At 74.1% G+C, this 21,671-nt stretch carries 21 protein-coding genes and 1 pseudogene; 5 read left to right on the top strand and 17 right to left on the bottom strand.

Going from position 1 to position 21,671, the window contains the following annotated elements; genetic code table 11:
• Positions 1–324 precede the first annotated feature (324 nt).
• Both AB0M79_RS32945 and AB0M79_RS32940 read left to right on the top strand, forming a co-directional pair.
• Positions 325–843, top strand: coding sequence for a PepSY domain-containing protein (locus AB0M79_RS32945; protein WP_364221535.1), 519 nt, complete (start codon positions 325–327; stop codon positions 841–843).
• 216 nt (positions 844–1,059) lie between these two features.
• Positions 1,060–2,886: a long-chain fatty acid--CoA ligase gene (locus AB0M79_RS32940; RefSeq protein ID WP_364221532.1), complete on the top strand. Its 1,827-nt coding sequence runs from the start codon at positions 1,060–1,062 to the stop codon at positions 2,884–2,886.
• A 66-nt stretch (positions 2,887–2,952) separates the two neighbouring features.
• Here AB0M79_RS32940 and AB0M79_RS32935 read toward each other — a convergent pair whose 3' ends face one another.
• Positions 2,953–4,422: a PLP-dependent aminotransferase family protein gene (locus AB0M79_RS32935; protein ID WP_364221529.1), complete on the bottom strand. Its 1,470-nt coding sequence runs from the start codon at positions 4,420–4,422 to the stop codon at positions 2,953–2,955.
• A 58-nt stretch (positions 4,423–4,480) separates the two neighbouring features.
• Between AB0M79_RS32935 and AB0M79_RS32930 the strand changes: the two genes are divergently transcribed.
• On the top strand, positions 4,481–5,221 hold the full coding sequence (locus AB0M79_RS32930) for a hypothetical protein (RefSeq protein WP_364221526.1): 741 nt from the start codon (positions 4,481–4,483) through the stop codon (positions 5,219–5,221).
• A 50-nt stretch (positions 5,222–5,271) separates the two neighbouring features.
• On the top strand, positions 5,272–5,736 hold the full coding sequence (locus AB0M79_RS32925; protein ID WP_364221523.1) for a hypothetical protein: 465 nt from the start codon (positions 5,272–5,274) through the stop codon (positions 5,734–5,736).
• Positions 5,737–5,767: 31 nt separating this feature from the next.
• On the opposite strand, the gene hisF is transcribed toward AB0M79_RS32925, so the two are convergent.
• The 9 genes from hisF to hisD form a co-directional block, all read right to left on the bottom strand.
• Positions 5,768–6,544 (bottom strand): imidazole glycerol phosphate synthase subunit HisF, encoded by a 777-nt coding sequence (hisF, locus tag AB0M79_RS32920; RefSeq protein ID WP_357544187.1) that lies wholly within the window; start codon positions 6,542–6,544, stop codon positions 5,768–5,770.
• Between the two features lie 67 nt (positions 6,545–6,611).
• Positions 6,612–7,613, bottom strand: a complete 1,002-nt coding sequence (locus tag AB0M79_RS32915; protein WP_364221520.1) for an NADP-dependent oxidoreductase — start codon at positions 7,611–7,613, stop codon at positions 6,612–6,614.
• Complete coding sequence (gene priA / locus AB0M79_RS32910; RefSeq protein ID WP_364221517.1) at positions 7,610–8,344, bottom strand: bifunctional 1-(5-phosphoribosyl)-5-((5-phosphoribosylamino)methylideneamino)imidazole-4-carboxamide isomerase/phosphoribosylanthranilate isomerase PriA; 735 nt, start codon at positions 8,342–8,344, stop codon at positions 7,610–7,612. Before priA ends, AB0M79_RS32915 begins: the two co-directional genes overlap by 4 nt.
• 20 nt (positions 8,345–8,364) lie before the next feature.
• Complete coding sequence (locus AB0M79_RS32905; RefSeq protein WP_357544190.1) at positions 8,365–8,691, bottom strand: hypothetical protein; 327 nt, start codon at positions 8,689–8,691, stop codon at positions 8,365–8,367.
• 115 nt (positions 8,692–8,806) lie between these two features.
• Positions 8,807–9,427 (bottom strand): imidazole glycerol phosphate synthase subunit HisH, encoded by a 621-nt coding sequence (hisH, locus tag AB0M79_RS32900; RefSeq protein ID WP_364221514.1) that lies wholly within the window; start codon positions 9,425–9,427, stop codon positions 8,807–8,809.
• A 22-nt stretch (positions 9,428–9,449) separates the two neighbouring features.
• Positions 9,450–9,623 (bottom strand): hypothetical protein, encoded by a 174-nt coding sequence (locus AB0M79_RS32895; protein WP_364221511.1) that lies wholly within the window; start codon positions 9,621–9,623, stop codon positions 9,450–9,452.
• A 16-nt stretch (positions 9,624–9,639) separates the two neighbouring features.
• Entirely contained in the window at positions 9,640–10,254 is a 615-nt protein-coding gene (gene hisB, locus AB0M79_RS32890; protein ID WP_364221508.1) for an imidazoleglycerol-phosphate dehydratase HisB, read from the bottom strand.
• A 70-nt stretch (positions 10,255–10,324) separates the two neighbouring features.
• The gene (locus tag AB0M79_RS32885; protein WP_364221557.1) at positions 10,325–11,395 is read right to left on the bottom strand and encodes a histidinol-phosphate transaminase; all 1,071 of its coding nucleotides are present in this window, start codon (positions 11,393–11,395) and stop codon (positions 10,325–10,327) included.
• Between the two features lie 14 nt (positions 11,396–11,409).
• Complete coding sequence (gene hisD / locus AB0M79_RS32880) at positions 11,410–12,738, bottom strand: histidinol dehydrogenase (RefSeq protein WP_364221505.1); 1,329 nt, start codon at positions 12,736–12,738, stop codon at positions 11,410–11,412.
• An 87-nt stretch (positions 12,739–12,825) separates the two neighbouring features.
• On the opposite strand from hisD, the gene AB0M79_RS32875 reads away from it, so the two are divergent.
• A complete protein-coding gene (locus AB0M79_RS32875; RefSeq protein ID WP_364221502.1) occupies positions 12,826–13,530 on the top strand; it encodes an LON peptidase substrate-binding domain-containing protein in 705 nt (234 codons plus the stop codon).
• A 220-nt stretch (positions 13,531–13,750) separates the two neighbouring features.
• Here AB0M79_RS32875 and AB0M79_RS32870 read toward each other — a convergent pair.
• The 7 genes and pseudogenes from AB0M79_RS32870 to AB0M79_RS32840 all read right to left on the bottom strand — a co-directional run.
• Positions 13,751–14,242: pseudogene (locus AB0M79_RS32870) on the bottom strand (DUF2567 domain-containing protein); the annotation flags it as partial.
• Between the two features lie 224 nt (positions 14,243–14,466).
• Positions 14,467–16,290, bottom strand: a complete 1,824-nt coding sequence (locus tag AB0M79_RS32865; RefSeq protein WP_364221499.1) for a hypothetical protein — start codon at positions 16,288–16,290, stop codon at positions 14,467–14,469.
• Between the two features lie 143 nt (positions 16,291–16,433).
• Complete coding sequence (locus tag AB0M79_RS32860) at positions 16,434–18,377, bottom strand: AAA family ATPase (RefSeq protein ID WP_364221496.1); 1,944 nt, start codon at positions 18,375–18,377, stop codon at positions 16,434–16,436.
• A 135-nt stretch (positions 18,378–18,512) separates the two neighbouring features.
• Positions 18,513–19,532: a hypothetical protein gene (locus tag AB0M79_RS32855; protein WP_364221493.1), complete on the bottom strand. Its 1,020-nt coding sequence runs from the start codon at positions 19,530–19,532 to the stop codon at positions 18,513–18,515.
• A gap of 42 nt (positions 19,533–19,574) precedes the next feature.
• Positions 19,575–20,453 carry an RluA family pseudouridine synthase gene (locus tag AB0M79_RS32850; protein WP_364221554.1) on the bottom strand — a complete coding sequence of 293 codons (879 nt, stop codon included), beginning with the start codon at positions 20,451–20,453 and terminating at the stop codon, positions 19,575–19,577.
• Positions 20,454–20,527: 74 nt separating this feature from the next.
• Entirely contained in the window at positions 20,528–21,184 is a 657-nt protein-coding gene (gene lspA, locus AB0M79_RS32845; RefSeq protein WP_364221490.1) for a signal peptidase II, read from the bottom strand.
• Between the two features lie 17 nt (positions 21,185–21,201).
• Positions 21,202–21,624 carry a TraR/DksA C4-type zinc finger protein gene (locus AB0M79_RS32840; protein ID WP_357544201.1) on the bottom strand — a complete coding sequence of 141 codons (423 nt, stop codon included), beginning with the start codon at positions 21,622–21,624 and terminating at the stop codon, positions 21,202–21,204.
• Between the last annotated feature and the right edge of the window lie 47 nt (positions 21,625–21,671).

Here is a 21,671-nt window from a genome sequence, read left to right as displayed (position 1 = left end):
CAGCCGCTGCTGCTGGTGCTCGAAGACCGGCACGACGCCAGCGAATTCGCTGTCGTTACGCCGAATTCGCTGTGGGCCACGACAGCAATACCCCGGCGGCCCGGCCCTGCCCTGCCGGCGGCCCAGCCCTGCCGGCGGCCCTGCCCTGCCGGTGGCCCAAGCCCTGCCGGTGGCCTCGGCCGTTCAGGCGGTCGCCCCGCCGGGGCGTCTCGACCACGGCCGGCGGCCCGGCGGTCCTTAACCCGGCCTTAGCGTTGCCACAGCGCGGCCCTATCCCGATCCGGGCGAACCTCTTGGCTACGAGCAACCGAAGGAGGTTCCACCATGACCCGCAAGTCGATCGTCGCCCTGGCCGTCGGCGGAGTCGCCGCCCTTGCGTTCACCGGTACGGCACTCGGCGTGGCGGCGGCGTCGGACACCATCGAGAACCGGCAGCAGACGACGAGCGTCGCGCTGACGAGCGCCCCGGGTACGCCCGGCACGCCCGGCACGCCCGACACCGCGCCCACCACCGGCCCGACCAGCGGGGAGACGAGCAGCCCGGCCCCGACGCAGAGCAGCCCGACCGGCGGCCCGGCGTCCGGTGTCGACGCGATCTCCGCCGAGCGCGCGAAGGAGATCGCGCTCGGCAGGGTGGGCGGCGGCACCGTCGAGGAGGTCGACCGGGACCGGGAGCACGGCCGCCCGGTCTGGGAGGTCGAGATCTACAAGGGCCAGGTCGAGTACGAGGTCGATGTCGACCGGGAGACCGGCGAGATCGTCAAGTTCGAGCAGGACGACGACGATGACGACGACCACGACGACGATGACCACGACGATGACGACGACCGCTACGACGACTGACCCCACCGCCCACGGTCACCGTGGCCGTACCGCAGCACGCCAGCCGGCTCCCCGCGTCACCGACGCCGGGGGCCGGCTTCGTCCGGCCCGGCTGACGGATGCCGACACGGCCGGCCGGGACTAGCCGAAAGTGGTCAGCGCAAATAGCCTCGGTAACACTGAATTAACGTGACCACGATCACGCACACTACCTCGACCCCGGAGGCGGCCCCCAATATGACACTTGACGTCCCTTACCGGTCCATCCCGGACATGTTTTTCAAGCGCATCGCGAAGACTCCCGACCGCGAGGCGTTCGCCCACCCCGCCGCGGACGATTCCGGGCCGGTCTGGCTGACCTGGGCGCAGGTCGGCGACCGGGCCAAGGCGTTCGCGGCCGGCCTGCGCGGGCTCGGGATCAGCGGCGAGGACCGGGTGGCGATCGTCGCCGGCACCCGGCTCGAGTGGGTGCTGGCCGACCTGGGCATCATGTGTGCCGGCGGGGCCACGACCACCGTCTACCCGACGACCGAGCCGGAGGACGCCGCCTTCATCGTCGCCGACTCCGGCTCCAAGGTCGTGGTGGCGGAGAACCCGATGCAGGCCGGCAAGCTCGCCGACGCGAACCTGCCGGCACTGACCCACGTCATCCTCATCGACGGCGAGCCGGACCCGGCCGCCCCGTTCCCGCAGTTGACGATGGCCGAGGTGGAGAAGCGGGGCCGCGAGGCACTCGCGGCCGAGCCGGATCTGATCGACAAGGTGGTGGCCGAGATCGGGCCGGACCACCTGGCGACGCTGATCTACACCTCGGGTACGACCGGCCGGCCCAAGGGGGTCGAACTGCTGCACGGCGGCTGGTGCTGGGAGGGGATCGCGCAGGGCCAGAACAACCTGCTCATCGCCGACGACCTCCAGTACCTCTGGCTGCCGCTGTCGCACTCGTTCGGCAAGACGCTGATCTGCGGCGTCATCCACGTCGGCCTGCGGACGTACGTCGACGGCCGGGTGGACAAGCTGGTCGAGATGCTGGCCGTGGTCCGGCCGACGCTGATGTGCGGCGCCCCCCGGGTCTTCGAGAAGGTCTACAACAAGGCGGTCACCACCGCCCGGGACGGCGGCGGCGCCAAGGCGAAGATCTTCTCCTGGGCGGTCCGTACCGGCCTGGAGAAGGTCGCCCTGGAACAGGCCGGCAAGCCGGTGCCGGGTGGGCTGAAGTTCCGCTACGGGCTGGCCGAGAAGCTGGTCTTCAGCAAGCTCCAGGCCCGCCTCGGCGGCCGGATCCGGGTGCTGGTCTCCGGTGCCGCACCGCTGAGCAAGGACATCGGCGAGTTCTTCGCCGCCGCCAACCTGCCGATCTCCGAGGGGTACGGCCTGACCGAGACGAGCGCCGGCAACTTCGTCAACCGGCCGGGCCAGCTCCGGATCGGTACGGTCGGCCAGGCGCTCGGTGACCTGGAGTGCCGGATCGACCCGGACGGCGAGATCCTGGTCCGCGGCAAGCCGGTGATGCGCGGCTACCACAACCTGCCGGACGAGACCGCCGCCGCGTTCACCGAGGACGGCTTCTTCCGCACCGGTGACATCGGCGAGCTGGACGCCGACGGCTACCTGAAGATCACCGACCGGAAGAAGGACCTGGTCAAGACGTCCGGCGGCAAGTACATCGCGCCGTCGCACATCGAGGGCATGTTCAAGGCGGTGTGCCCGTACACGTCGCAGGCGGTGGTGATCGGGCAGGCCCGCAACTACTGCACGATGCTGGTCACCCTCGACCCGGACGCGATCACCGGGTGGGCGGCCGGCGGGCCGCTGGCCGGGAAGTCGTACGCCGAGATCGTCGCCTCGCCGGAGGCCAAGGCGATGGTCGACGGCTACGTGAAGGAGCTGAACGGCAAGCTCAACCGGTGGGAGACCATCAAGAAGGTGACGATCCTGCCGCGCGACCTGACCATCGAGGATGGTGAGATCACGCCGTCGCTGAAGATCAAGCGGCGCGGCGTGGAGGCCAACTTCGCGGCCGAGATCGAGCGGATGTACGAGGGTTCGCTCGCCGAGATCTGATCCCGTGCCGGGGCGGGCGTCCGGGTGGACGCCCGCCCCGCGCGTGTCGGGGACACCGGGCGCGGATCAGGCGATGACGGCCGGCTCGCTCCATCGTGGACGGCTGGCCCGGTCGAGGTCGTAGCGGACCGCGGCGATCCGGTGCACCGCGTCGACGAGTTCGGCGGCGGGCAGCGTGAACGGCAGCCGCAGGAAGCGTTCGAGCGTGCCGTCGAGCCCGAACCGGGGGCCGGGCGCGAGCCGTACCCCGACGTCCTCGGCGGCCCGGGCCAGCGCGCTGGAGACCGGCCCGTCCAGTTCGGCCCAGAGCGTGACGCCGCCGCCGGGCACCGACACCCGCCAGTCCGGCAGCATCTCGGCGACGGCGGCGAGCAGGGCGTCGCGCTGGGCGGCGAGCTGCACCCGCCGGGCCGGCACGATCGTCGCGGCCTGGGCGAGCAGGCGTACGGCGACCAACTGGTCGAGGACCGGACTGGCCATGTCGACCCCGACCCGGGCGGCGGCCAGCCGCTGCACCAGCGGCGCGGAGGCGCGTACCCAGCCGATCCGCATCCCGCCCCAGTACGGCTTGCTCATCCCGCCGATGCAGATCACCCGCGAGTGCCGGTCGAAGACGGCGGTCGGCGGCGGCATCGGCGTGCCGTCCAGCGGCAGGTCCACGAACGACTCGTCGATGATCAGGTCGGTGCCGCTGGTGTGGGCCGCGGCGACGACCGACTCGCGCAGCTCGGCCGGCATCAGGTGGCCGGTCGGGTTCTGGAACTCGGGGATGAGGTAGGCCAGCCGGGGCCGGGTCTGGCGCAGGCCGGCGAGCAGCAGTTCGCCGTCCCAGCCGGCGCCGTCGCCCTCCGGGGCGGCCGCCAGGCCGTGGGTGGCGATCCGGGCCCGGCGCGCGGCGAGCGCGGCCAGCGCGTTGGGATAGGTGGGTGACTCGACCAGTACGCCGGCACCGACCGGCAGGGTCAGCCGCAGCACCAGGTCGAGGGCGTGCTGGGTGCCGTTGGTCACCATGATCTGTTCGGGGCTGGTGGGCAGCCCGCGGTCGGTGTATCCCCGCGCCACCGCCTCGCGCAGTTCGACGATGCCGGTCGGGTGGTAGCCGGCGCCGTGGACGTAGCGGGGCAGGTCCTCGGCGGCGGCGCGGGCGGCGGGAACCAGCTCGGGCGGTGCGGCGAGCGCGGCGACGCCGAGGTCGATCATGTCGAGGTCGTCCTGCGGGGTCCACAGCCCGGAGCTGGCCACCCGGTGGCCGCCGGGCAGCGTGGTCCAGCTTCCGGCGCCGCGCCGGCTGGTCAGGTGCCCGGTCTCGCGCAGTTCCCGGTAGGCGGCGGTGACCGTGGTGCGGCTGACTTTCAGCGCCTCGGCGAGTTCGCGTTCGGCGGGCAGCCGTACGCCCAGCGGCAGGCGCCCGTCGGCGAGCAGGCCCCGGATGGCGCCGGCGAGGGCGGCGTAGTCGGGGCTGCGTCGGCGGCCCGGAAGTGCATGCCACTGCCCGAGTAACCGGGCCAGTTGACTGCCTCGCACGGTACTGGTCATGCCACTCCTCCAGGATTGGCTCTTATCCTTCCGCAGATTGGCCCTCAGAGTGGCATGCGTGTCAAGAATTGGCAATTTCCGTGGCCGGCGCCTGCCCCGGCGGCTGGTCCAGTTGTACGCCGGCCTGGCGCTGTACGGCGCCAGCATGGCGCTGATGATCGAGTCGACGCTCGGCCTCAACCCGTGGGACGTCTTCCACCAGGGCCTCGCCATCCACACCGGGCTGTCGATCGGCGCGGCGAGCATCCTGGTCGGTGCCGTCGTACTACTGCTCTGGATCCCGCTGCGGCAGCGGCCCGGCCTCGGCACCGTCAGCAACGTGGTCGTCGTCGGGCTGGCGGTCGACGCCACCCTCGCCCTGCTGCCCACCCCACGGGCGATGGTGTTGCGGATCCTCTTCATGGTCGTCGGCATCGTCGCCAACGGGATGGCGACCGGCCTCTACATCGGAGCCCGGTTCGGCCCCGGGCCGCGCGACGGCCTGATGACCGGCTGGGTGGCGCGGCGACCGGGCCGGTCGATCCGGATGGTCCGGACCGTCATCGAGGTCACCGTGGTGACCGTCGGCTGGCTGCTCGGCGGCACCGTCTGGATCGGCACCCTGCTCTACGCGGTCTCGATCGGCCCACTGGCCCACCGGTTCATCCCGCTGTTCACCGTGCCCGGACCGGGCCGCGCCTCCCCGAGCCCGGCTCGACCGGATGCCACCGGTCCCGCCGGGTCTTCCCCGGCCCCGGTCCAGGTCGGACCCGCCGTACCCGGTGTCGGGTCCGACGACGGCCGGAAAACGGGCGGATAACAGGGGATCCCGTGGTTCCATCGGTGGCGCTCGACGGGCATCATTGGCGCATGGCCGACGAGGGGTGGCGGTGGACGGACGCGTGGATCTTCGTCTCGGTGGTCATCGCCGGTGGGGCGGGACGACACCTCCGGGCACCGACAACACGCCGGCCGGAGGGCATCCGGCTCGCCGACGTCCTCTCCACGGCCGACCACCTCAACCGGGCCATCCCCGACCGTGAGGACATCGAGACCGCCGTACGCCGGCTGGCCGGCGCCGGCCTGATCACGGTCGACGACGGCTGGTTCCGGCTCACCGCGAGCGGCGAGACGCTGTGGCGCACCCGGCCGCGCAGCGGGCTGGCGACGACCGTCGACACCATCCACGGCGCCCTCAACCGCCGGCACGCCCCGGGCGACGCCGACTGGGCGCTGGACGAGCGCGAGCACGCCCGCGCCATCCACGAATACGCCGCCCACTTCACCGCGCCCGCCCCGCGCCGGTCCCCCGAGGGCGGCCCCTACCGCGACTGAGCCGCGGGCCCGGCGGGCCCGCGGCGCACGGTCAGCGGACCGGGTGGCCGCCGGCCCGCAGGGTCTGCTTGACCTCGCCGATGGTCAGTTCGCCGAAGTGGAAGACGCTCGCGGCGAGCACCGCGTCGGCACCGGCCGCCACCGCCGGCGGGAAGTCGTCCAGCGCGCCCGCGCCACCGCTGGCGATGACCGGGATGTCGACCGCCGCCCGGACCGCCCCGATCAACGCCAGGTCGAAGCCGGCCTTGGTGCCGTCGGCGTCCATCGAGTTGAGCAGGATCTCGCCGGCACCGAGTTCGGCGCCCCGGCGGGCCCACTCCACCGCGTCGAGCCCGGTGCCGCGCCGGCCGCCGTGCGTGGTGACCTCGAACCCGCTGCCGCCGGCCGCCGGACTGCCGGCCGGTGCCCGCCGTACGTCGAGCGACAGCACCAGCACCTGCCGGCCGAACCGGTCGGCGATCTCGGCGATCAGCTCCGGCCGGGCGATCGCCGCCGTGTTCACCCCGACCTTGTCGGCGCCGGCACGCAGCAGCGTGTCGACGTCGGCGACGGCCCGTACGCCGCCACCGACGGTCAACGGGATGAAGACCGACTCGGCGGTACGGCGTACGACGTCGAGCATCGTCCCCCGGCCGGCGGAGGAGGCGGTCACGTCGAGGAAGGTCAGCTCGTCGGCACCGGCCCGGTCGTAGGCCGCCGCCAGCTCGACCGGGTCACCGGCATCGCGCAGGTCGAGGAAGTTGACCCCCTTGACCACCCGCCCGGCGTCCACGTCGAGACACGGGATCACCCGTACCGCCACCGTCATGGCCCGAGCCTATCCGGCCGCCGGACGGCCCCCGCCGGCCGCACGGGGCGGGCCGGCACCCGCCCGGTCACAGCCGGACCAGCATCTTGCCGAGGTTGTCGCCGCGCAGCAGGCCGAGGAACGCCGCCGGGGCGTTCTCCAGCCCGTCGACCACCGTCTCGTCGTACCGCAGCTCGCCGCCGCGCAGCCAGCCGCCGACCTCGGCGACGAACTCGTCGCGCAGGTGATCGTGGTCGCTGACCAGGAAGCCGCGCAGGGTCAGCCGCTTGCCGATCGCCAGCGCCAGGTTGCGCGGCGCGGCCGGCGGCTCGTCCGTGTCGTACTGGGCGATCGCGCCGCACATCGCCACCCGGCCGTGCACCCGCAGCGCCGACAGGGCGGCCTCCAGGTGGTCGGCGCCGACGTTGTCGAAGTAGACGTCGATGCCGTCCGGCGCGGCGGCGGCCAGCGACTCGCGTACCGGGCCGTCGTGGTAGTCGAACGCGGCGTCGAAGCCGAGTTCGTACAGCCGCTGCACCTTGGCCGCCGAGCCGGCGCTGCCGACCACCCGGGCGGCGCCGCGCAGCTTCGCGATCTGGCCGGCGAGGCTGCCGACCGCGCCGGCCGCCCCGGAGACGAAGACCGTCTCGCCCGGCTTCAGCCCGGCCACGTCGACCAGACCGGCGTACGCGGTCAGGCCCGGCATGCCGAGCGCCCCCAGGTATGCCGACGGCGGCGCCAGCTCCGGGTCGACCGGTCGGGCCGAGGCGTCGTCGACGACGGCGTACTCCCGCCAGCCGAGGCCGTGCAGGACCAGTTCGCCGCGCTGTCGACGGGTGCCGGCACCGGTCGCGACGACCTCGCCGACCGCACCGCCGTCGAGGACCGCGCCGACCCGGAACGGCGGGACGTACGACTTCACGTCGTTCATCCGCCCGCGCATGTACGGGTCGACGGACATCACCACGTTGCGGACCAGGAGCTGGCCGGGGCCGGGCTCGGGGACCGGCACCTCGACCACGGCGAAGTTGTCCGCGCCGGCCCTCCCGGCCGGCCGGGAGGCGAGATGGACCTCGCGGCCGACGGTCATCGGGCGCCGGCCTCGGCGAGGACGGCGAGGGCCTCGGCGACGGTGAACGCCCCCGCGTACAGCGCCTTGCCGGCGATGACGCCCTCGACGCCGACCGCCTCCAGCGTCGACAGGGCGCGCAGGTCGTCCAGGGTCGACACCCCACCGGACGCGATCACCGGCGCGTCGGTACGGGCACAGACCTCGCGCAGCAGGTCCAGGTTCGGGCCGCGCATCGTGCCGTCCTTGGTGATGTCGGTGACGACGTACCGGGACGTGCCGGCCTTGTCGAGGCGCTCCAGCACCTCGAAGAGGTCACCCCCGTCGCGGGTCCAGCCCCGGGCGGCCAGCGTACGGCCGCGGACGTCCAGGCCGATCGCGACCCGGTCGCCGTACCCGCCGACGATCCGGTCGCACCACTGCGGGTCCTCCAGCGCGGCGGTGCCGATGTTGACCCGGGCCGCCCCGGTGGCCAGCGCCCGCCGCAGCGACTCGTCGTCGCGGATACCGCCGGACAGTTCCACGTCGACGTCGAGCCGGCCGACCACGTCGGCGAGCAGTTCGGCGTTCGAGCCGCGGCCGAAGGCGGCGTCCAGGTCGACCAGGTGGATCCAGGTCGCGCCGTCACGCTGCCAGGCCAGCGCGGCCTCCAGCGGGTCGCCGTACGTGGTCTCGCTGCCGGCGGCACCCTGCACCAGGCGTACGGCCTGGCCGTCGGCGACGTCGACGGCGGGCAGAAGCGTGAGGCTCAACGGAACTCCTTAGTGGGAATCTAGGTGCGCCGGCCGAGGGCGATCACGACGACGGCCGGCAGGACCAGCAGCATCAGCAGGATCAGCGCGATGCGCAGCGCCATGTCGTCGACGAGCAGCACGATCGCCGCGACGGCGCACAGCGTGAGGATGACGATCCCGGCGCGTTCGCCGCGGCTGCGCCGGGCGAGCATCCGCCCCGTACGGCGGTCGGGCAGCCGGGGGGTGAGGCGGCGCAGCAGGGCCCGGCGGCGCTGCCGGCGGGCGACCGTACGGGCCCGGCGGGCCCGCTCCCGCTCGAGTTCGGCCTGCCGGGCCGCCCGGAGCCGGGCGCGTTCCTTGCTCACCGCCAGCCACCGCCGTTGGTACGGCGCCGGCGGCGGGAGGCGACCGGTGGCCGCCGCCCGTCGCTGTCGATCCGCCGCGACCGTGGAGCGGCCGGTGGCCGCCGTGGACCGCGGTTCACAGGGTCGCGATCCAGTTGCGCAGCAGCGTCGCCCCGGTGTCGGCGGACTTCTCCGGGTGGAACTGGGCCGCCGACAGCGGGCCGAGTTCGACCGCCGCCGCGAACGGCGCCCCGTGGTCGGCGGTGGTGACCAGCGCACCGGCGTCGGCCAGCGCGCCCGGATCCAGCGCCGCGTACGAGTGCACGAAGTAGAAGCGCGACGCGGGCGGCAGGCCGGCGAGCAGGCGGGAGCCGGCCGGCGGCTCGACGGTGTTCCAGCCCATGTGCGGCACCCGCCGGGCCGGAAGCCGGGTGATGCCGCCGGGCAGCAGGCCGAGCCCCTTGGTGACCACGCCGTGCTCCTCGCCGTGGCCGAAGAGCACCTGCATGCCGACGCAGATGCCGAGCACCGGCCGGCCGGCCGCGACCCGGTCGGCGATGACCGGGCCGGCCCCGAGCGCGTCGATACCCGCCATGCAGGCGGCGAAGGCACCCACGCCCGGCACGACGAGCCCGTCGGCGCCGGCCGCGGCGGCCAGGTCGGCGGTGACCGTCACCGAGGCACCGGCGCGCACCAGCGCCCGCTCGGCCGACCGCAGGTTGCCCGACCCGTAGTCGAGAACCACGACTCCGGTCATGCGCCCACCTCGCTCCGCTCGGTCACGAACTGTCCCCCGGTAGTAGCCAGAGCACGCCGCCGGCGGCGGCGAGCAACGCGAGTACGGCGACCAGAGCGACGGCACCGCGCCCGGCGCCCTGGCGGTACATCGACCAGGCGCCGCCGACCAGGATCCCGGCGAGCGCCAGCAGCAGGATCGGGATCGCCGCGCCCATCAGGCCCGTCCCGGCTTCACAGGGTGCCCTTGGTGCTCGGGATCGCGCCGGCCAGCTTCGGGTCGACCGACACCGCCTCACGCAACGCCCGGGACACCGCCTTGAACTGCGCCTCGACCACGTGGTGGGCGTCCGGGTGGCCGCCGGGCCGGGCCGCGCGCAGCACGTCGACGTGCAGGGTCAGCCGGGCCGTCTGCCCGAACGACTCCCAGATGTGCCGGGTCATGCTGGTCGCGTAGACCCCGCCGATGTACGGCACGAGCAGCGGCTCGTCGTGCACGACGTACGGCCGGCCGGACAGGTCGACGGCGGCCCGGACCAGCACCTCGTCCATCGGCACGGTCGCCGAGCCGTAGCGGCGGATGCCGGCCTTGTCGCCGAGCGCCTGCGCGAACGCGGTGCCGAGGGCCAGCGCGGTGTCCTCGATCGTGTGGTGCGCGTCGATCTCCAGGTCGCCCTCGGTGTGCACGGTCAGGTCGAAGCCGCCGTGCCGGGCGATCTGGTTGAGCATGTGGTCGTAGAAGCCGACCCCGGTGCTGATGTCGGCCTTGCCGGTGCCGTCGAGGTCGATCTCGACGAGCACCTTGGTCTCGGCGGTGGTCCGCTCCACCCGCCCGATTCGCCCGCTCACAGCGTCTCCTCGCTTCGCTCACAGCCGCCATGAGTCGACCTGAGCCGCCCGATTCGCTCGCCACGCTCGCTCATGACAACTCCTCGCTTGCGGTCAGGAAGGCGTCGGTCTCCTCCGGCGTACCGGCGGTGACCCGCAGCCAGCCGGGCAGGCCGACGTCGCGGATCAGCACCCCCCGGGCGAGCAGGGCCCGCCAGGCGGCCTTCTGGTCGCCGCCGACCTCGAAGAGTACGAAGTTGGCGTCGCTGTCGGCCACCCGGATCCCCCGCCCGCGCAGCGCGGCGACGATCCGGTCCCGCTGCGCCTTGATCGCCTCCACGGTGGCGAGCAGGGCCGCCCGGTGCGCGAGCGCCGCCCGGGCGGCCGCCTGGGTCAGCGACGACAGGTGGTACGGCAGCCGCACCAGTTGCACCGCGTCGACCACGGCCGGGTCGGCGGCCAGGTAGCCGAGCCGGCCACCGGCGAACCCGAACGCCTTGCTCATCGTGCGGGTCACCACCAGCCGGGGGTGGCCGGGCAGCACGGTCAGCGCGCTCGGCGTGCCCGGCCGGGCGAACTCGGCGTACGCCTCGTCGACGACGACCATGCCGGGCGCCACGTCGAGGACGGCGGTCAGCACGGCCGGGTCGAGCGCGGTGCCGGTCGGGTTGTTGGGCGAGCAGAGCAGCACCAGGTCGGGCCGGTGCCGTTCGACCTGCGCGGCGGCGTCCGCGGCGGTCAGGTCGAACGAATCGCCGCGCCGCCCGTCGACCCAGGTGGTCCCGGTCCCGAGCGCCAGCAGCGGGTGCATCGAGTAGGCCGGGGTGAACCCCAGCGCGGTCCGCCCCGGTCCGGCGAACGCCTGGAAGAGCTGCTGCTGGATCTCGTTGGAGCCGTTCGCCGCCCACACGTTCGCGGTCGTCAGCCCGTGGCCGAGATAGTCGGCGAGGTCACCGCGCAGCGCCACCGCGTCGCGGTCGGGATAGCGGTTGAGGTCGCGCAGCTCGGCGGCGACCGCCTTGGCGATCGCCTCCACGACCGGCTCCGGCACCGGGTAGGAGTTCTCGTTGGTGTTCAGCCGGACCGGCACGTCGAGCTGCGGCGCCCCGTACGGGCTGCGACCGCGCAGGTCGTCCCGCAGCGGCAGGTCGTCCAACGTCACGCCGTCCCCCGCGGTCACAGGTCGCTCCCCGGGAAGCGCGCCTTCACCGCGTCGCCGTGTGCCGGCAGGTCCTCGACCGCCGACAGGGTCACCACGTGCCGGGCCACGTCGCGCAGCGCCGGCTCGTCGTACTCGACGATGTGGATGCCGCGCAGGAACGACTGCACGGACAGCCCCGAGGAGTGCCGGGCGCAGCCGCCGGTGGGCAGCACGTGGTTGGAGCCGGCGCAGTAGTCGCCGAGCGACACCGGCGCGTACGGCCCGACGAAGATCGCCCCGGCGTTGCGTACCCGCAGTGCCCACTCCCGGGCGTCGCGGGTCTGGATCTCCAGGTGCTCGGCCGCGTAGACGTCGACCACCCGCAGCCCGGCCTCGAGGTCGTCGACGAGGACCACGCCGGACTGCTCGCCGGTCAGCGCGGTCGTGACCCGCTCGGCGTGCTTGGTGGCGGCGACCTGCCGGGTCAGTTCGCGCTCGACCGCGTCGACCAGCTCGACGGACGGGGTGACCAGGACGCTGGCCGCCAGCGGGTCGTGCTCGGCCTGGCTGATCAGGTCGGCGGCGACGTGGGCCGGGTCGGCGGTGTCGTCGGCGAGGATCGCGATCTCGGTCGGGCCGGCCTCGGCGTCGATGCCGACGACGCCGCGCAGCAGCCGCTTGGCGGCGGTGACCCAGATGTTGCCCGGCCCGGTGATCATGTCGACCGGTTCGCACCGCTGCCCGCCGCCGACGTCGGAGCCGTACGCCAGCATCGCGACCGCCTGGGCGCCGCCGACCGCGTAGACCTCGTCGACGCCGAGCAGCGCGCAGGCGGCGAGCACCCGGGCGTCGGGCAGCCCGCCGTTCTCGGCCTGCGGCGGGCTCGCCACGACCAGCGCGCCGACCCCGGCGACCTGGGCCGGTACGACGTTCATCACCACGGTCGACGGGTACATCGCCAGGCCGCCGGGCACGTAGAGGCCGACCCGGGAGACCGGCACCCAGCGTTCGGTGACGGTGCCGCCGGGCACCACCTCGGTGACGGTGTCGGTGCGGCGCTGGTCCTCGTGCACCTTGCGGGCCCGGGCGATGCTCTCGACCAGCGCGGCCCGTACGCCGTCGTCCAGGGTCCGCTCGGCGGCGGCGATGGCCTGCGCCGGAACCCGGAACTCGGACAGCTCCAGCCCGTCGAAGCGATGGGTGGCGTCGCGGATCGCCGTCAGGCCATGCTCGCGCACCGCCTCGACAACCGGGCGGATCTTGTCGACCGCCACGGAGACGTCGAGTTGGGCACGGGGCAGCAGGCGGCGCGGGTCGGAAGAGCCGTCAGGGCCCCCCGCGCGCAGGTCGATCCGGTTCAGCACCCTTGCGAGTCTAGGCGGCACGCCACGGACGGGTCCGGCGCCGCCCAGCGGGCGGGACGGTGAGCCGGGCCACGCTAGGCTCGACCGGTGAACCAGCGGCTGCCGATGTTTCCCCTCGGGACGGTGCTGTTCCCCGGCCTGGTGCTGCCGTTGCACATCTTCGAGGAACGCTACCGGGAACTCGTCCGGCATCTCGTCGGTCTGCCCGACGGCACGCCCCGCGAGTTCGGCGTGGTCGCCATCCGCAAGGGCTGGGAGGTACGGCCGGCGGCCGGGCCGCCCGGCACCGCCCCGGCGTCCGGGCCGGTCACCCTGCACGAGGTCGGCTGCACCGCGGAGATCCGGCAGGTGACCGAACTGCCCGACGGGCGTTTCGACATCGTGACGGTGGGCCGCCGCCGGTTCCGGATCACCGGCATCGACGAGCAGACGGAGCCCTACCTGACCGCCGACGTGGAGTGGCTGCCCGAGCCGGCCGGCCAGGAGGCGGTCGCCGACCTGCTGGCGCCGCGGGTGCTGGCGCTGTTCCGGCGCTACCTGACCCTGATCCGCACCGACAGCGCCGAGATCGCCGAGCAACTGCCCGACGACCCGACCGTGCTGTCGCACCTGGTGGCGGCGACCGCCGTGCTGACCGTCACCGACCGGCAGAGCCTGCTCTGCGCCCCCGACACCGCGAGCCGGCTCCGGGCCGAGCTGCGCCTGCTCAGCCGCGAGGCGGCTCTGCTTCGCCAGGTGCGGGCGGTGCCGGTGCCGCTGCCGGAGATCGCGGTTCCGGCGAGTCCGAACTAGCCGGCTTCCCGCCGGCCGGCGGGAAACCCGGCACCGGGGTGGCACCCGGCGGCCCGGCGGCGGCCGGCCCGATGCCGTTCGACAGCCCGCCGGCGGGATCATGCGCCCCGGCGGCGAAATCGTGTGCCGCGGTGGCGGGCGGCGGTGGCCAGCCGGCCGGGTGGTCGGGCCCGGCGCCGACCGGGGGCGGCCAGCCGCCGCCGTGCGGCGGGTACCCGAAGTCCGGCTCCGGCTCGGGCCGCAGCGAGGCGTACCGGGACCAGCCGGCCAGCAGGGTGTACGTGACGGCGGCGGCGAACGCCGGCACCAGCAGATCGCCCTGGAGGGTCGGGATGAAGCCGAACACCCACTCGAACCGGCCGGCGCGCAGGTCCGGCGGCCGGCTGAGCAGTTCGCCGACCGGGGCGGTCTCCAGCAGCCGCTGGTATTCCGCCAGCCCGACGCGCCGGCCCACCTGCCAGGCCAGCGGGGCGGCGCCGAGACCGCCGACGACGACGGCGACCAGCCCGGCCGGGCCGCGCTGCCCGCGCAGCAGGAGCCAGCCGAGCACCGCGGCCGCCACTCCGAAGGCCAACCCGAGCAGGCTGAACCAGCCGTCGGCGGCGACGAACTGCTCCGGCTGCGGTTCGGTCAGCGCGCCGCCGGTGGCGGTCCGGACCACCGGCACGTCCGGCGCGACCGCCGCCCACAGCAGTCCGAGCGGTGCCCCGAGCCCGGCGACGACCAGTGCGGTGGCCACGGCCACCAGCAGCGTCCGGCCGGCCGGCCCGCGTCCGGGCGAGATGCCCGGCACCGGTGCCGGGACCGGCTGCGGCCCGACGGGCGGCTCAGGGTTGACGACACTCACCGGTTGATCCTCCCAGGCGTCTTCGGGGCCGCCCACCCCCGGGCCGGGCCACGAACGGCCGGCCCGCCGGGGCGTACGGGGGGCGCGTCTCACCGCAGTCCGCGTACGTCCCAGGCCCACAGTTCGGGCGTACGGATCGGGGGCACGCCGAGGATGGCGGTGACCACCGGTTCGGCGAGTGCGCCGTTGGGGTGCAGCGGCACGATGAAGCAGTCGGCGTTCCAGTGCCGGATGTCCTCGACCGCCTGCGCGCGTACCTGGTCGGTGATCTCCGGCACCCGGGCCTTGATGATCGCGTCGTAGACGAGGTCCTCGGTCGGCCGCGACGCGGTCCCCCACTGTCCCTTGCCGTCGGGGCCCCGGGTGATGTGGTAGCCGCCGTGCACCGCGTACCGGTAGCCGGCGTCGCGCTGCCAGGTCATCTGCCGGATGCCGTCGACGAACGCGACGACGGTGCCGCCCTCGTCGGCACATTCCCGCCACTCCCCCTGGCTGACGAACCCGGGGGTCGGCACCCCCTCGACCGCGGCGGGCGGCAGCGGGACCAGCGGTACCAGCACCGCGACGACCGCGGCCGGCCACAGGCGGGCCAGCGGGCGGTCGCCGGCTGGTGCGGCGCCGGCGGCGAGGGCCCGGTCCCAGGTGGCGGCGACCAGGATCCCGATCACCGGGATGAGCACCATGCCCAGCCGCAGCGGGATCACGTCCCGGAAGAGCGGCAGCCGGTCGACCAGCTCCCAGGGGCCGGGTATCCCGACCGGCTCCCCGGCCAGGTGCAACTCGGTGCCGAGCGACAGCAGCCCGAAGCCGATCCCGGTGAGCACTGCACAGCGGATCGCGATCCGCCGCCACGTCCACGCGGCGCAGACCAGGGCGAGGACGAGCAGCGGCCAGCCGAAGAACGTCGCCTGCTCGCTGACGTTCGGCGAGTAGCGCTCGGCGGTCAGCGGGTCGCCGCCGAGGGCGTACGTCGGGTAGTTGACGAAGGCACCGAGGTCGCCGGGGTACTTGTGGTTCGGGACCCCGTGGTAGGCGTGCGGGCCGAAGAACTGGGTCCACAGCGGGTAGCCGAGCACGAGAAGGGCGATGGCGACCGCGAGGGCGAGGCTGGCCAGCGCGCCGCGCAGCCGGTCGCGCAGGTCCCGCCACCGCCAGAGCGCGTAGCAGGCCAGGAAGGCGGCCAGGGCGAGCGCGGCCAGGAAGATCGGCTCCTCGCCGGTGAGAAGCTGGGCGGTGGCCAGCAGGCCGAGCCGGATCCCGTCGCGGAGGGTGCGGCCGGGCTCGCCCAGCCGCAGGACGACCCACAGGATCAGCGGGATCAGGAAGAGCGCCGACATGTGCAGGTGCCCGGTGGCCTGGGAGACCATGCCGGGCGCGAAGCCGCAGAAGAGGCCGCCGACGTAGGCGGCGGACCGGGCGTCGACGACCCAGCGCAGCAGGAAGAAGTACCAGGCGACGCCGGTGCCGGCGAGGGAGAGGGTCAGCAGCAGGGTGGCCGACAGCCCGGGGCCGCCGAGCAGGGTCACCGGGGTGAGGATCACGCCGGGGAGCAGGACCGAGGTGTTGGCCATCAGGTTGACGCCGTTCGGGGCGCCCAGGTCCGTGGCGAAGAACGGGTTCTCGAGGTTGGTCACCGCCATCGCGGTGTGGCCCAGCATCCACTCGAAGAGCTCGTAGTCGGCGGCGTTGTCGTACAGGACCCGGCCCTGCGGGTCGGCCCACAGCGGGCCGAAGACCGCGACCGCGGCCAGCAGCATCGACACCACCACCGCGAGGTGCCACCAGCCGGCCGGTACGGCCGCGGCGCGGTCGGCCAGCCCACCGAGCCGGTCGGCGGTGACGGACCGGACGGTGGAGTGCCGGTCGTTGTCGCCGCGCTGCGTGGGAGTGCGCGCATCGCCCGAAACAACCACCTCCGGATCCTATGCGCGTACCGGACGGGGCACAGTCGGCGACCACCGCCGGTGGCCGGGAATCGCCCGCCCGGGACCGCCCGGCACGACCGTGCGCCGACCGGGCGGAACCGGTCGCCGTACGGCCGGGGGCCGCGCCCCGGTCAGCGGGCGAACGGCTCCAGCATCACCGACGCGGCCCGCAGCCAGGCGTCTCGGGTGGCGGGTTGCAGTTGCCCGTACTCGATCGAGGAGCCGGTCTCCAGGGCCGGGTCGTACGGCACGATCGCCACCGCCCGGGTCCGGGTCGCGAAGTGCCGGGCGAAGTCGTCGAGCATCGGCGACTTCTCCGGGTTGGGGCACGACAGCAGGGTGACCGCGTTGGCGGCGAGGTCGCTCATCCCGACCTCGTGCAGCAGGTCGAGCATCCAGTCGGCGGTGAACGCGGCGTCCTCGCGCGGCACGGTGGTGACGACGAGCTGGTCGGCGGCCTGCAGGACGGTACGCCAGTTGGCGCTCTCCACGTTGTTGCCGGTGTCGACGCAGATCACGTCGTGGGTACGGCGCAGCAGCTCCAGCACCCGCTGCACGGTGGCCTGGTCGAGTTGCTGGGCGAAGCGGGAGTTCTCCTCGCCGGCCAGCACGTCGTAGGAGCCGTCGGAGGCGTGCCGCAGGTAGTCGTCGAGCCAGTCGGTCAGTTCGATGCCGTGCCGCCCCTCGATCTCGGGCAGGTCGGCGATCAGGTGCCGGATCGTACGGGCGTGCCGGGCGCTGCCGGCGCGCAGCCCGAGGGTGCCGCGCAGCTCGTTGTCGTCCCAGGCCAGCACGCCGCGGCCGCGCACGCTGCCGACGGTGGCGGCGGCGAGCACGGTGGCCGTGGTCTTGTGCACGCCACCCTTGGGGTTGGCGAACGCCACCACCCGGGGCGTGCCCATGTCGCGGCGCAGCACGCTGGCCGCGCGGGTCACCTCGACGTCGACGTCGGTGGACTGCCACTGCAGGGCGCCCGGGGCGACCCGGGCCTCGGCGCGGGCGGACGGCACCCGGGCCGACCCGATCCCGGTGCGGGTCGGCTCCGGACGCGCCGCCTGCATCGGCGCGGCCCACGACGGCTGGGGCGGCTCGGTCCACGACACCTCGGTCCGCGGCGCCTGCGGCTCGATCCACGGCGCCTCGACCCGGGCCCGGCCGGGGACCTCGGCGCGGGAGCGTACCGGCGCCTGCGCCCGGGACTGCCCCCGCGGCTCGTCCACCGGCTCCGTCCACGACGACTGCCCGGCCGGCTCGGTCCACGACGGGCTCGCCGGCTCGGTCCACGACGACCGGGCCGGTTCGGTCCACGACTGCCCGGCCGGCTCCGTCCACGACCGGGGCTGCGTCCACGGCTCCTCGGTGCGGGCGGGCGGCTGCGGCTCGGTCCACGGCGCGTCGGTCCGGGACGGGGTCGACGGCTCGGTCCACGACCGGTGGTCGCGCGGCTCGGTCCACGGCCGCTCGACCGGTGCGGAACCACGCGGCGGGTCGGCGGTGGGGGCCGGGTCGAGCTGGGGGCGGTAGCCGTTGTCGAGCAGCGCCCACCGGGACCCGCCGGGCGGCTCCGGCTCGGGCGCCGGCTCGGACCGGTAGCGCGGCTCCGGCTGGTAGGTCGGCTCGGCGCGGCCACGGGCGCCGGGGTCGTATCCCGGGTCGGGCCGGAACCGCGGCTCCGGCTCGTAGCGGGTCCCGGGGTCGTAACCGAGGTCCGACCGGGCACCGAACTCGTAGCGGGAGTCGGGCAGCGGGTCGGACAGCGGGTCGGCGGGCGCGTACCGGGGTTCGACCCGGGCGGAGCCGACCGGGCTGGGATCGACCGGTTCGTAGCGGGAGTAGTCGGCCGGACCGGGGTCGGCCGGATACCGCCCGGAGAAGCCGTGGTCGGCCGCGCCGCCCCGGTATCCGTTCGCGCCCGGTCGCGGCGCCGGCTCCTCGGCCCGCCGGGATCCGCCCCGGCGGTCGCCGACCTCGGGCTGTTCACCGGTACGCCCGCCGAGCCGGGCCCGGTCGAGCAGCGCCCGCCAGCGCGGGGCCGATTCGGCTGGCCGGCCCCAGCCGGCCTCGGTGCCCTCCACGGCTCACCCTCCCCGCGCCATCGGTTTCGCCTGACAGGCTACGAAGGAAACCCTATTCGGGCTACACCGGACCGCCTACACCACCGTCAGCATGTTCCAACGCCACGGACCGTCACCGGGATGTGGGCGGACCGGTCACTGTCCGTCCGAAGGGGTCGTCCCGGTGCCCGTCGGCTCGCCCGGAGCGCCGCTGGCGCTCTCCGCCGGGGTGGGCGTGACGGACGGTACACCACCCGGCGAGGTCTCGCCGGACGGCCGTACCCCGTCCGCCGACGGTGTCCGGGTCGGTTCCGGTACGGCGGTGGCCGACGGCGTCGGCTCGTCGGCCGGTCCGGCGATCCCCTGGTCGACCGGGGGTCGCACGAAGTCCACCTGCTCGGGCAGGGGCGGCAGGAACACCGCGCGGTCCAGCCGTCGTACCTCCGGCGCCGGGTCGACGGCGCGGACCTCGGACCTCGCCGCGATCCGGTCGAGCCCGGCCGGCGTCGCCCGGACGACCGCCGCGTAGACGCAGGAACACCTCGACCGGTAGGCGGTGGCCTCGGCCGCCGCCACCTGGGCCCCGCTGCCGTAGACCGCCCGCAGGTGCCGCTCCGGCTCCCCGTCGCCGGCCACCTCGTGGGCCCGCTGCTGGTAGTCGGCCGCCTCCCGGTCCTTGCGGCCGGCGACCAGGCCCATCCCGGCGACCACGTCGGTCGGGATCCGGAAGGCCGGAATCCGCACGATCTGGGTCTGGGTCTCCGGCAGCGGCACCCGGGTGAAGACCTCCGACACCGCGACGCCGTCGAGGACCGCGGTCAGCCGGTCGGGCGCCAGGTAGGCGGTGAGCGTCACCAGGGCGTACGTCTCCCCCGACGGGGTGTCGACCGGCTCGGCCAGCATCCGCGCCAGTTCGTGGCGGCTGGCCGAGACGTAACTCGGGATCGAGTCGCCCTCGACCACGCCGACCCGTACGACCTCTCCGACGGTCGGGTCGCCGGCCTGCCGGCGGTCGGCTGCCCACACGGCGGTGACCAGCACGGCGGTGACCGAGAGCAGCGCGGCACCGGTCAGCACCCGGGACCGCACCGGCCCCTGGCCGAGCCGGGCCATTCCCCGGGCCAGGGGTGGCAGGAGGATGCTGTCCAGCCGTCGCAGCAGGTCGCCGGCACGCACGGGGGAATTCACTCCCTTTGAGGCGGAGGTCGCGGAACGCGCTCAGCCCCGGAGTACGGCCAGCGCGTGTTCCAAGTCGTCAGGGTAGTCGCTGACGAACCGAACCTCTTCGTCCGTACGGGGGTGTAGGAAGCTGAGCGCACGGGCATGCAGCCATTGGCGGGACAGCTTGAGCCGACCGGAAAGTGTCGGGTCGGCACCGTACGTCAGGTCACCCACGCACGGGTGCCGCAGGGCCGAGAAGTGCACCCTGATCTGGTGCGTACGGCCGGTTTCCAGCCGTACGTCGACCAGGCTGGCGGCCGGGAACGCCTCGACGGTGTCGTAGTGGGTGACGCTGGGTTTGCCACCGGACACCACCGCCCACTTCCAGTCGTGCGACGGGTGCCGGTCGATGGGCGCGTCGACGGTGCCGCGCAGCGGGTCGAGGTGCCCCTGCACGACGGCGTGGTAGCGCTTCTCGACCTCGCGGTACTTGAACGCCCGCTTCAGGACGCTGTAGGCGTGTTCGCTCTTGGCGACCACCATCAGCCCGGTGGTGCCGACGTCGAGGCGGTGCACCACGCCCTGCCGTTCGGCGGCGCCGCTGGTGGCGATGGTGTGTCCCATCCCGGCGAGTCCGCCGATGACGGTCGGCCCGGTCCATCCCGGGCTCGGGTGGGCGGCGACCCCGACCGGCTTGTCGACCACCACGATGTCGTCGTCGTCGTAGACCACCCGCAGGCCGGGTACGACCTCGGCGGTGACGGTGGGCGGGGCGGGCGGGGCGGGCAGCGTGACCTCCAGCCAGGAGCCGGCGCTGACCTTCTCCGACTTGGTCCGTACGGTGCCGTCGACGAGCGCGTCGCCGGCCTCGACCAGGGTCGCGGCGGCGGTGCGGGACAGCCCGAACAGGCGGGACACCGCCTGGTCGAGGCGCATCCCGTCGAGGCCGTCGGGAACCGGCAGGCTGCGACGGTCGCCGGTGGGGCGGGCGCCGGCCGGCGCTCCGGCGGTCACCGGTCGGTCCGGGCGACGGGCCGGGCCGGATCGGCCGCGGCGGCGGGTTCGGGTTCGGGTTCGACCGACTTGTCGCGGCCCTTCCCGGCGGTGCCGCCGGTGGCCTCGCGGGCGCTGATCCGGGTGCCGTCGCGCTGGCGGCCGGTGAACTCGAGGAAGATCGCGAACAGCACGCCGCAGACCAGCGCGCTGTCGGCCAGGTTGAAGATGGGGAACACCTGCCCGCGCGGATCGAAGACGCTGACCATGTCGATGACGTGGCCGAGGAACGGGCCGGGGGCGCGGAACAGCCGGTCGACCATGTTGCCCAGCGCCCCGCCGAGGACCAGCCCGAGCGAGATCGCCCACGGCACCGACCGCAGCCGCAGGGCCAGCCAGCCGATCCAGCCGACCACCACGATCGTGACCGTCGGGAAGACCCAGGTGTAGTCGCTGCCGAGGCTGAAGGCGGCGCCGCTGTTGCGGATCAGGGTGAGGTAGACGGCGCCGCCGAGCAGGCGTACCGGCTCGCGGTCCTCCAGCATCTGCAGGGCGAGGTGTTTGGTGCCGAGGTCGGCGAGCACCGTCACGACGGCGATCACCGTGAGGACCGTCACCGCCCGCCGACGGGTCGCGGCCGGGCGTGGCCCGGCCGCGTCGGGTACGGCGGTCATCTGGTCCCCACCGGCATTCAGCGTCGCTCCTCCAACTGCTTGCACGTCACGCACAGGGTCGCCGACGGGAACGCGGCGAGCCGTTCGACCGGGATCGGGTTGCCGCACCGCTCGCACCAGCCGTAGGCGCCCTCGTCGAGCCGCTCCAGCGCCCGTTCGACCTGCGTGATGCGCTCCAGGATGCTGTTGACCAGCGAGATCTCCTGCTCCCGCTCGAGCGTCTTGGTGCCGGTGTCGGCCTGGTCGTCCCCTGCCGAGTCGGTCAGCCGGCCGCGCTGGAGTTCGGTGATCTCGCTCAGCGTCTGATCGTACTCGGCGCGCAGTTCGTCGCAACGCGCCGCCAGGGCGGCCCGGATCTTCTCGGTCTCCGCGGCACTGCGGGTGCCCTTGGCGACCGGCTTGCCGGCGGTCGCGGTCTTCGTGTCGGCTGGCTTCGCCATCGTCGCTCCCTTGGCCGCGGCGTCCGCGGCGATCGGCGGTGCCTGGA

Origin of the sequence: Polymorphospora sp. NPDC051019 (assembly GCF_040683055.1) — a bacterium.
In the GTDB taxonomy this organism is placed as follows: Bacteria; Actinomycetota; Actinomycetes; order Mycobacteriales; family Micromonosporaceae; genus Polymorphospora; species Polymorphospora lycopeni.
This window is presented reverse-complemented; position numbering and strand designations above follow the sequence as displayed.